Origin of the sequence: Klebsiella planticola ATCC 33531 (genome assembly GCF_000735435.1) — a bacterium.
GTDB lineage: Bacteria > Pseudomonadota > Gammaproteobacteria > Enterobacterales > Enterobacteriaceae > Klebsiella > Klebsiella planticola.
In genome coordinates, this window is sequence record NZ_JMPP01000009.1 from 85,463 (window position 1) to 92,512 (window position 7,050).

General features: G+C 54.9%; 6 protein-coding genes. 2 read left to right on the plus strand and 4 right to left on the minus strand.

Translation table 11 applies throughout. The features are described from left to right. The first annotated feature begins 2 nt into the window (after window positions 1-2). Window positions 3-407: an ASCH domain-containing protein gene (locus GRPL_RS22235; protein ID WP_123198855.1), complete on the plus strand. Its 405-nt coding sequence runs from the start codon at window positions 3-5 to the stop codon at window positions 405-407. Window positions 408-425: 18 nt separating this feature from the next. Here GRPL_RS22235 and aceK read toward each other — a convergent pair whose 3' ends face one another. From aceK to metA, 4 genes are all read right to left on the minus strand, one after another. Continuing rightward, the gene (aceK, locus tag GRPL_RS22230) at window positions 426-2,159 is read right to left on the minus strand and encodes a bifunctional isocitrate dehydrogenase kinase/phosphatase (RefSeq protein WP_032698399.1); all 1,734 of its coding nucleotides are present in this window, start codon (window positions 2,157-2,159) and stop codon (window positions 426-428) included. A gap of 101 nt (window positions 2,160-2,260) precedes the next feature. Further along, the gene (gene aceA / locus GRPL_RS22225) at window positions 2,261-3,565 is read right to left on the minus strand and encodes an isocitrate lyase (protein WP_032689983.1); all 1,305 of its coding nucleotides are present in this window, start codon (window positions 3,563-3,565) and stop codon (window positions 2,261-2,263) included. Window positions 3,566-3,660: 95 nt separating this feature from the next. Further along, the gene (aceB, locus tag GRPL_RS22220) at window positions 3,661-5,262 is read right to left on the minus strand and encodes a malate synthase A (RefSeq protein ID WP_032698401.1); all 1,602 of its coding nucleotides are present in this window, start codon (window positions 5,260-5,262) and stop codon (window positions 3,661-3,663) included. A gap of 260 nt (window positions 5,263-5,522) precedes the next feature. Continuing rightward, window positions 5,523-6,452: a homoserine O-acetyltransferase MetA gene (gene metA / locus GRPL_RS22215; protein ID WP_032689974.1), complete on the minus strand. Its 930-nt coding sequence runs from the start codon at window positions 6,450-6,452 to the stop codon at window positions 5,523-5,525. A 155-nt stretch (window positions 6,453-6,607) separates the two neighbouring features. On the opposite strand from metA, the gene GRPL_RS22210 reads away from it, so the two are divergent. Then, window positions 6,608-7,050: acetyltransferase (locus GRPL_RS22210; protein WP_032698403.1), on the plus strand; the 443-nt coding region annotated here is incomplete at its 3' end.

Consider the following 7,050-nt stretch of genomic DNA (forward strand, 5'->3'; position numbering starts at 1 on the left):
ATCTGAAGTCATACTGGCAGGATAAATACCCTTCTGCTTTCTGCTGGTCTTTCGGCGATTCACCTGAGCTGGCCGACGAACTGGCGGCCCTGGTCGTCGCGGGGAAAAAGCGAGGCACCTGCGGCTCGCTTGTCAGCTATCAGCAAGAGCAGCCGCCCGTGACGCCAGGGGCATACCACATTGTGCTGGACGGCAAAGGAAAAGCGGTATGTGTGATACGTACCCTGGCGCTCAGGCTCATCCGTTTTAACGAAATGAGCCCGGAGCTCGCCGCGCTGGAAGGCGAAGGCGATTTGAGCCTGGCTTACTGGCAATCGGCACATCGGGCCTTCTTTGAACGAGAGGGCAACTGGGCACCGGATATGGAGCTGGTGTACGAAGAGTTTGCCGTGATCGAGGCGGCCTGAACAGCACGCCTACCCCGCCTACTGCAACGCGCCGTAGCGCACGCAAAAACGCTGACGGCGCCGATAGGCATAGACATCCTCTACATGGCCGTGACGAATGCGCGTCTGCAGCTCTCGCCAGTAGTCTGCCCGCAGCAGATCGGCGTGCATCTCTTCAAGCAGCGGCCCGATACGCGGATCAGCGCACAGCCAGTGGCGAAACTCTTCCGGGAAGACATCTCCCGGCGACACGCTGTACCACGGTTCGCTCGCCAGCTCATCTTCCGGATAGCGCGGCGGCGGAATGTCGCGGAAATTCACTTCGGTCATGTAGCAAATTTCATCGTAATCATAGAACACCACCCGGCCATGGCGGGTCACGCCGAAATTTTTAAACAGCATATCGCCGGGGAAAATATTGGCGGCGGCAAGCTGGCGAATCGCGTTGCCATACTCCTCCACCGCATCGCGCAGCGCCTGGCCACTCACCTGCTCCAGCCAGATATTCAGCGGGACCATCCGGCGTTCGATATAGAGATGGCTGATGACAATGCGATCGCCTAGATCGGTGATTTTTGCGCCGGCTTCCGTCTGCAGTAATGCCATCAGCGCTGGGGCAATCTGCCGTTTTTCCAGCACGAAGTTTTCAAATTCCTGGGTATCGGCCATTCTCCCGACGCGGTCATGTTCTTTTACCAGCTGATAGCAGGCGCGGACGTGGGCCGCGGTCATCTCCTTTTGCGGCGCAAAGCGGTCTTTGATCACCTTAAATACCCGGTCAAATCCCGGCAGAGTAAAGACCAGCATCACCATGCCGCGGATGCCCGGCGCCTCAATAAACTGCTCATCGCTGCGGGCAATATAGTGCAGGTATTCGCGATAGCTTTCCGTCTTCGCATGCTTCTGACAGCCAATCGCCATATACAGTTCGGCGGTAGTTTTACCCGGCAGAATGTCGCGCAGCCATTCCACCAGCGCACCGGGCAGCGGCGCGTAGACCATAAAATAAGAACGGGCGAAGCCAAACACGATGCTGGCTTCGGCGTGAGTCGTCAGACAGGTATCAATAAACAGTTCGCCCTCCTCGCTGCGATGGACAGGCAGCAAAAACGGCAGGGTTGCCACCGGCGTAACCAGCTTACCCACCAGCCAGGCGGCTTTATTGCGGTAAAAGAGTTCGTTCGCGATCTGCAAGTGGGAGCGGGATAACATCTCGCTTCCCAGCGCCTCCTGCAGGCTGGCGCTAATGTAGCCGATGTCGCGCGCCTTGTTTTGCCACGGCAGACGCAGGGGTAAGTCGGTGAGAACCTTGCTTAACAGCGTCTCCCAGCCGCGATCGGGAAAGAAGTTTTTCGCCAGCGGTCGTGGCAGGGAACGAAAGCTGCGCTCCGGCTGAGAACTGAAAATAAAAAGCCGCTCGGGTGTCAGCGAGCGGTGGTCAAACAACCGGCAATAGACAGAATTAAAAAAGCTCTCCGCAATCTCAAAGCGAGGGTAATCCGGCAGCAGGTGCGTGTACTGCTCTTTCACCCGCAGTAAAAAATCCACGTCGGTGCTTTTACCTTCGGTAATACAGCGCAGCTGTTCCACCACCAGCCCGACGTGATGATCATAAAGGTGAATTCGCTGCTTCATGGCCTGCTGAACCGCATGCCAGTCGGCATGTTCAAACCGCTGCTGAGCGCCTGAAGTCACTTCCAGAAAACGCCCGTACTGCGCGTCGAAGCCCTGTAAAATCGTTTGTGCAATCAATAATTCCAGGCCACGCGTCATCGCTTTTCCCCATCCGGCATCCGCTCATGCCGGATGGCGCGTTCGCTTATCCGGCCTACCGCTTTCGTAGGCCCGGTAAGCGCAGCGCCACCGGGCAGCAATCAGAACTGCTCTTCTTCCGTTGAACCGGTCAACGCCGTTACCGAGGAAGCCCCGCCCTGGATAATAGTGGTCACTTTATCAAAGTAGCCGGTGCCCACTTCCTGCTGATGAGAGACAAAGGTGTAGCCATCTTTAGCCGCGGCAAACTCTGGCTGCTGCACTTTCTCAACATAGTGTTTCATGCCTTCGCCCTGCGCATAGGCATGGGCCAGGTCGAACATGTTGAACCACATGCTGTGGATCCCCGCCAGCGTGATGAACTGGTATTTGTAACCCATATCAGACAGCGACTGCTGGAAGTGAGCGATGGTGTTGTCATCAAGATTTTTCTTCCAGTTGAACGACGGCGAACAGTTGTAGGCCAGCAGTTTGCCCGGGAAACGCGCGTGAATCGCCTCGGCAAAGCGGCGCGCCTGCTCCAGATCGGGTTTCGAAGTTTCACACCACACCAGGTCCGCGTACGGCGCATAGGCCAGACCGCGACTGATCGCTTGTTCGATACCGGCATGAGTACGGAAAAATCCTTCGCTGGTGCGTTCGCCGGTGACAAACTCGCGATCGTACGGATCGCAATCAGACGTAATCAGATCGGCAGCATCGGCATCCGTTCGCGCAATCACCAGCGTCGGTACGCCCGTCACGTCCGCGGCCAGACGCGCCGCGACCAGTTTCTGAATGGCTTCCTGCGTCGGCACCAGCACTTTGCCGCCCATATGGCCGCACTTCTTCACCGAAGCCAGCTGATCTTCAAAATGAACGGCCGCTGCACCGGCCTCAATCATCGATTTCATCAGCTCGAACGCGTTAAGCACACCGCCAAAACCCGCTTCGGCATCCGCCACGATCGGCAGAAAATAGTCGGTATAGCGCGGATCGCCCGGTTCAATCCCCGCCGACCACTGGATCTGATCCGCGCGACGGAAGGTGTTGTTGATCCGATCGACCACCGCAGGTACCGAGTTTGCAGGATACAGCGATTGATCCGGGTACATGCTGGAGGCGAGGTTGGCGTCCGCCGCCACCTGCCAGCCGGAGAGATAAATCGCCTCAATCCCGGCTTTCGCCTGCTGCAATGCCTGCCCGCCGGTCAGCGCGCCGAGGCTGTTGATGTAGCCTTTTTTCGCTTCGCCATGCAGCAGCCGCCACATTTTGGCCGCGCCAAGCTGCGCCAGCGTGCATTCCGGATTGACTGAGCCACGCAATTTCACCACGTCCTCAGCGCTATAGGGGCGGGTAATGCCTTCCCAACGCGGTTGTGTCCACTCTTTGTTTAATTCTTCGATTTGTTGGGTACGGGTTTTCATGTGCAGATGCTCCATTATTTTCTCCTGGCTTCCCAGGCGTTATCGGTGAAAGCAGTTTGGCCGCGGCCAAAAAGACAAACCAAGTTGCCCGCTGGTTACGCCAGCAGGCGGTAGCCCGGCAGCGTCAGGAAGTCGATTAACTCCTCTGAGGTGGTAATCTGTTCCATCAGGCGTGCGGCATCGTCAAAACGTCCGCTGCTGTAGCGGTGTTCGCCGAGCTCCTCCTGAATGACCATCAGCTCTTCCGCTAACCACTGACGAAACAGCGTCTTGGTGACCGGCGTGCCGTCACTGAGGGTTTTCTGATGGTGAATCCATTGCCAGATGGAGGTCCGCGAAATTTCGGCGGTCGCCGCATCTTCCATCAGACCGTAAATCGGGACGCAGCCATTACCGGAGATCCAGGCTTCGATATACTGCACCGCAACACGAATATTGGCGCGCATCCCCGCCTCCGTACGTTCGCCCTCACAGGGCGCCAGCAGCTGGTCGGCGGTTATCGGCGCATCGTCTTCCCGGCTGACGAACAGCTGGTTAGGGCGTTCGCCCAGGACCTGGTTGAAGACGGCCATGGCGGTATCCGCCAGCCCCGGATGCGCGATCCAGGTGCCGTCGTGGCCATTTTTCGCTTCCAGCTCTTTATCTGCGGTAACTTTGGCGAGGACCTGTCGGTTACGGTCGGCATCTTTGCTGGGGATAAACGCCGCCATTCCCCCCATCGCGAACGCGCCGCGTTTATGGCAGGTCTTAATCAACAGACGCGAATAGGCGCTGAGGAACGGCTTATCCATCGTGACAACCTGACGGTCGGGTAAGACGCGGTCGCCATGATTTTTTAATGTTTTGATATAGCTGAAAATGTAATCCCAGCGTCCGCAGTTCAGACCGACGATATGGTCCCGCAGCGCATGCAGAATCTCATCCATCTGGAACACCGCTGGCAGGGTTTCAATTAACAGCGTGGCCTTAATCGTGCCGCGCGGCAGTCCAAACCGGTCTTCGGTATAGCTAAAGACATCGCCCCACCATGCCGCTTCCTGCCAGGCCTGGGTTTTCGGCAGGTAGAAGTAAGGACCGCTGCCTTTTGCCAGCAGGTTTTTGTAGTTGTGAAAAAAATAGAGCGCGAAATCAAACAGGCTGCCGGGAATCGACTCGCCGCGCCACGTCACATGCTTTTCCGGCAGATGCAGGCCGCGCACGCGGCATACCAGTACCGCGGGATTGGGCTTCAGCTGGTAAATCTTGCCGGATTCATTGGTGTAGCTGATGGTGCCATTCACCGCATCGCGCAGATTAATCTGGCCATCAATGACTTTGTTCCAGTCCGGGGCCAGCGAGTCCTCAAAATCGGCCATAAAGACTTTCACATTGGCGTTGAGGGCGTTAATCACCATTTTGCGCTCTACCGGTCCGGTGATTTCCACCCGACGATCCTGTAAATCGGCGGGAATACCGCGAATCGTCCAGTCACCATTTCTAATGGAATCCGTTTCCGAAATAAAATCAGGCAGTCTTCCTGCGTCAATCGCCTGCTGTTGCTGAATACGTGCCGCCAATAGTTTATTGCGCTCAGGCGTAAAGCGGCTCACCAGTTCCGTCAGAAACTCTACCGCCTCAGGCGTTAAAATCTGCTTTTCCTGCTCGCCATAAGGCCGGCTGAAGGCCAGTTCGTCAGTTATTGTCGCCTGTTGCGTCATTTTGTAGCTCCTATTGGTTGATCCAGTTGGCGCGAGTGAACGATCATTGTCTGGTTTTCGCTCAACACAATTAAGACTACTCAATAAAATTACAAAATCAAAAACAATTTCCATTTTTAATTTAATATACAATCAACATATTGATAACATTGAAGTTAAAGTTATTCTTTATCGTGAGTTGAATTTCGGAAACAAAAAAGGCACCCGAAGGTGCCAGAGGCAAAATGCTGAAACGCTTTAGGATCGCGTTATCTGGAGGATTAATCCAAAGTCGGATTCATATTCCGCAGATCGTATGGAGTGATCTGGTAGACGTAATAGTTAAGCCAGTTTGCAAACAGCAGATTTCCATGGCTGCGCCAGGTGGCCCGCGGTTTGTTCTGCGGATCGTTTTGCGGAAAATAATTATACGGAATGTCCGGACTCAGGCCGGCTTCCACATCGCGGAAAAATTCGCTGGCCAGGGTGTGGGCGTCGTATTCCGGGTGGCCGGTCACAAAGGCGATTCGCTTATCTTTGCTGGCAAACAGGTAGGCATCACCCTCTTCCGTTTCTGCCAGGATCTCTAAATCGGTGTAGTCGCGAATCAGCGCCGCCGGGAAATCCGCATAGCGAGAGTGTGGGGCAAGGAAAGAGTCATCAAAACCGCGGGTCAGCAGCGCGTGAGGATGCAGAATATGATGCTCATAGACGCCGGAAATTTTTTCTGCGCGGGTCTGCTTAGGAATGCCGTACAGAATATTGAGTGCGGCCTGTACCGCCCAACAGACAAAAAGCGTAGAGGTGACGTGATCTTTCGCCCACTCCAGCACCTGCTTGATCTGCGGCCAGTAGGCAACATCGTTAAATTCAACCAGCCCCAGCGGGGCGCCGGTGACGATCAGGCCGTCAAAGTTCTGGTCGCAAATATCGTCGAAGTTACAGTAGAAGTTATTCAGGTGTTCACTTGGCGTATTGCGGGATTCACGCGCATCGATACGTAGAAGCTGGATATCAAGCTGCAGCGGAGAGTTCGAAAGCAGGCGCAGGAACTGATTCTCCGTCTCGATTTTTTTCGGCATCAGGTTAAGGATAAGTACCTTCAGCGGACGAATTTCCTGAGTTGTTGCACGCGTAGTGGTCATCACAAAGACGTTCTCACTACGCAAGAAATTGACGGCTGGTAGCTCGTCCTGCACCCGAATCGGCATAACTTGATTACCTCATAGCATACGTATAAACGTTTAGACATCCAGACAGCTAACAATAACCAGGAATAATGAAAATGTCGAGTCTGCAAGCGGAAGGTGAGAAAGTTTCAACCATCTCTAGGATAGAATACAGCGGTTAATCGCAAGGAAATATCATGAATATAGTGATTCGACGTTCGCGCAGTGATGAGAGCGAACAACTGATTGAAATCTGGCGTCGTTCCGTCGATGCAACGCATCATTTTCTTTCAGCGCAGGACCGAAGGGAAATTGAGCGGCAGGTGTGCGCATTTTTTCCTCAGGCGCCGCTATGGGTTGCGGTCACGAATGAGGACAAGCCCTGCGCATTGATGCTGCTGTCTGAACGGCATCTGGAAGCCCTTTTTGTTGATCCTGACTTTCGCGGTATGGGCGTGGGTCGCCAGTTAGTCATGTATGCTCTGGAATTGATCCCCCGACTCACAACCGATGTGAATGAGCAGAACGCGCAGGCGGTAGGGTTTTACGCGAATATGGGGTTTGTGGTTAGCGGGCGATCCGCTCATGATGACCATGGCCGCCCCTACCCGCTGCTGCATTTGCGTTATGACGCGCGTTG